Origin of the sequence: Cryobacterium sp. MLB-32, from assembly GCF_000738085.1 — a bacterium.
GTDB lineage: Bacteria > Actinomycetota > Actinomycetes > Actinomycetales > Microbacteriaceae > Cryobacterium.
In genome coordinates this window covers 1-2,702 of record NZ_JPRS01000287.1, presented here as the reverse complement: position 1 = coordinate 2,702, position 2,702 = coordinate 1, and the positions used below count along the sequence as shown (strand labels likewise).

6 protein-coding genes are annotated in these 2,702 nt (G+C 62.9%); 3 read left to right on the top strand and 3 right to left on the bottom strand.

Annotated elements, in window-relative coordinates; translation table 11 throughout:
- Together JF66_RS17670 and JF66_RS17665 are read left to right on the top strand one after the other, a co-directional pair.
- Positions 1-418, top strand: a 418-nt coding sequence (locus tag JF66_RS17670) for a hypothetical protein (protein ID WP_035880084.1), incomplete at its 5' end; no start/stop codon positions are given.
- Positions 419-459: 41 nt separating this feature from the next.
- Positions 460-1,443, top strand: a complete 984-nt coding sequence (locus JF66_RS17665) for a zeta toxin family protein (protein ID WP_231556489.1) — start codon at positions 460-462, stop codon at positions 1,441-1,443.
- A 140-nt stretch (positions 1,444-1,583) separates the two neighbouring features.
- Here JF66_RS17665 and JF66_RS23205 read toward each other — a convergent pair whose 3' ends face one another.
- From JF66_RS23205 to JF66_RS25090, 3 genes are read right to left on the bottom strand one after another with little or no spacing between them, the layout of a single operon-like run.
- On the bottom strand, positions 1,584-1,784 hold the full coding sequence (locus JF66_RS23205; protein ID WP_156109893.1) for a hypothetical protein: 201 nt from the start codon (positions 1,782-1,784) through the stop codon (positions 1,584-1,586).
- Positions 1,781-1,978: a hypothetical protein gene (locus JF66_RS17660; RefSeq protein ID WP_035880080.1), complete on the bottom strand. Its 198-nt coding sequence runs from the start codon at positions 1,976-1,978 to the stop codon at positions 1,781-1,783. Before JF66_RS17660 ends, JF66_RS23205 begins: the two co-directional genes overlap by 4 nt.
- A gap of 10 nt (positions 1,979-1,988) precedes the next feature.
- The gene (locus JF66_RS25090) at positions 1,989-2,117 is read right to left on the bottom strand and encodes a hypothetical protein (RefSeq protein ID WP_255351545.1); all 129 of its coding nucleotides are present in this window, start codon (positions 2,115-2,117) and stop codon (positions 1,989-1,991) included.
- Between the two features lie 414 nt (positions 2,118-2,531).
- Between JF66_RS25090 and JF66_RS17655 the strand changes: the two genes are divergently transcribed.
- On the top strand, positions 2,532-2,702 hold a 171-nt coding region (locus JF66_RS17655), incomplete at its 3' end, for a transposase (protein WP_156109892.1).

Genomic DNA, 2,702 nt, shown 5'->3' with positions numbered 1-2,702 from the left:
GCGGACGTTGCGCCAGCGGCTTGACCTTGACCGTCTCGATTACCTTCGGGAGTTGCGGCGTTTGGCTGCGATCATGAGTCAGACGGAGCTTGCGTCGCAGTTGGGGGTGAAGCAGCCGACGATTCATTCTGCGTTGCGGACTGCGGCAAAGGTGGTGGAGCCGGTACCGGGGTTTTCTGGTGCGTCTCCGTATGAGATTGCGCAGCGGTATGCCACGGGGGAGTTGACCCGGGCCCAGCTCGTTGATGAGTTAGGCCGATGGGCCTACCCGCCGGAGGCGCCGACGGATGGTTACGACTCGCTCCTGGTGTCTGCTTCTGGGTCATTCGACGAGGTCGGGCGCGCACTGAGCGATGGGCTCATTGACGGTGCGATTTACGATGCGATCTTGGATCGTGCCGCGGATTCCTCTCAGTAGTGGCTGGTGATAGGGGCGCTATTGACGCCCATCGCGCGACTGTGCGCGCGCTTGCCAAACCGGGGCAGGCGCTCGCGCCGGATGGCCCCAATGCCACGGTGCATAATCCTGAGTGGTTTCGTTATGTTGGCGGTCGCGCCATTGTGAGGAGTGGTCGGGCGGAGCTTCACGATCGGCTCATTCGAGAGGTTGTGGAGAGTCGTCCTGGGGTTCGGTTCGAGAATCGTGCGATCGTCCTTGCCGGGCCGCCGGGCGCCGGCAAGAGCACGGTATTGCGTGACGAGATCCTGGGGGACACAGCTAACGAGTGGCTGAGCATTGACGCAGATGATTTCAAGCATGCGTTGCTTCGGGCTGCGATCGATGATGGCAGTTACGACGCGTTTCTGAAACCAGCCGTCGTAAAGGATCACGAGGCGGCTGGGGAGAAATTCTTCCCGCTGGAGTTGGCGTCACTCGTTCACGAAGAATCGTCTGAGCTCGCGAAGCGGCTCCGCGGAGAAGCGATACGCGCCGGGGCGAACATCGTCATCGACACGGTTCTGTCGTCCGAGGTCTCGGCTTTGGGGCTGGGGAAGCAGCTCGAGGAGGCAGGTTACGGCGTGGACGTGGTGGATGTGGAAGTGCCGTATGAGCTTTCCGAGTCCCGCATTGCGAAGCGGTGGCAACAGTCATACGAAGTTGCTCTTGAGAGTGGCGAGGGTCTCGGGGGCAGGTGGGTCCCGAGCGAGTATGCGCGGGCTGTTTTTGATGGCCCGGATGGTCGTTCGCTTTCCGAGTTTGTTGCCGAGCGTTTGGCGGCGGAGTGCGGCGCGGTCGATCACTACCGGCGGTTCCGAACTGCAGCTGAAGGTGCCGACCGTGTGCTGGAAGTTGACAAGGTGCGACTAACGCCGCGGAGCAAGCTTGTTGACGCAAGTGTTGCGGCGGTTCGCGCGCGTGCGACCGATGGTCTTGCTTCCCCGCGGCGTCCCGCGCCGAGGGCACGGGACGGCCGTGGTCGGGATGATCGCGGACGTGAGTAGCGTCATCAGCATCGCCTGGAGGTCGGATTGACGCTGTCTCAGTCGTTGCCGCGTTCGCGCAACTCGGCGCCGGCTCGGTGACGTTTCGAAGCGCGTTGAAGTAGGCCGCGATCGATGCCACGGAGCCGCGCCGGACGCGCCTATGCTGCAGCCCGTGATGTTCGCCAGCGCATGACGTCTGCTGTGTTGTAGCGGATGAGGCCCAAGCCGATGCCGTGGTAGTTCGGTCCGGCGGTGCCAAGTCTCATTTTCTGGAGCTCCGTAAGGGAGATACCCAGCGCATCGCTGGCTTGGTCCGGTGTCATCAGGGGTGACGCCGGTGTGCAGGTTGCTGTGGTCATTTGGCTTGGTCCTTTGTGAGCGTGTCGATGATGGTCACGTAGTTGGTTCCGGTGATGGTGAGCGTGTTTGCGAGGGTGTAGCCGTGGCGTCCGTATGCGCGCAGGTCGTCGAGGCGTTCGGCAATCTTTCGTGCGCGCGCCGCGTGTTCCAGGTCGCTGATGGGCAGGGTCGTCTGCAGGGTGCTGAATTCCATTGCAGGGCGCTTACTCGCCGGTGAGGGAGGGGTGGTCGCGCAGGGCGGCTATCTTCGCGATCCAGTCGGGCCGGAAGCCGGACCAGGACACCACGCGGGCGATGACGACCGGTGCCGTGGTGTAGCCGAACTGTTTCATCAGGTCGGTGGCATGCGCATCCGTTGTGAGGTCGATGACTGACTATGGCAGCGTTACTGGGACCCACCAGGGCAATCTAAGCCGGACCCACTTCGGGCGAAGCGGGGTGTCGCGGGCAACCGAACCGGGACCCACCTCCACCGTTGTTGCAACGTGTTTTCTGGTTGCTCAGGGTGGAGGTTCGGATGGAGTCTCGGGTGGAAATTTTCGCGCAGATCCGGCGTGACGCACGGGTGGAGGGCGTCTCGATCCGGGAGTTGGCCCGACGTTATGGCGTCGGGCGGCCAACGGTGCGGCAAGCCCTGCTGCAAGCGGAGCCGCCGCCACGGAAACCGCGGGTCCGGTCCGCGCCGCGGCTAGACGCGTTCAAGAGAGTGGCCTTGACCCCGTTGTGTGGACACCTCACAAGAGAGAATGTTCACTATGGCAAGATCACGTCGGGACTTCACCCCTGAGTACAAAGACGAGGCCGTGAAGCTGGTTTTAACCACCGGTAGAGGGGTCGCAACTGTCGCCCGCGAACTCGGAATCAACGAAGCCACGTTGGGCCGCTGGGTGGTGGCATTCAAGGCCCGTGGCCAGACC

What these genes read in the sequence shown, in the direction of transcription:
- JF66_RS23205 (WP_156109893.1), bottom strand. Translation starts at nt 1,784, where the DNA reads ATGACCACAGCAACCTGCACACCGGCGTCACCCCTGATGACACCGGAC.
- JF66_RS17660 (WP_035880080.1), bottom strand. Translation starts at nt 1,978, where the DNA reads ATGGAATTCAGCACCCTGCAGACGACCCTGCCCATCAGCGACCTGGAA.
- JF66_RS25090 (WP_255351545.1), bottom strand. Translation starts at nt 2,117, where the DNA reads ATGAAACAGTTCGGCTACACCACGGCACCGGTCGTCATCGCCCGCGTG.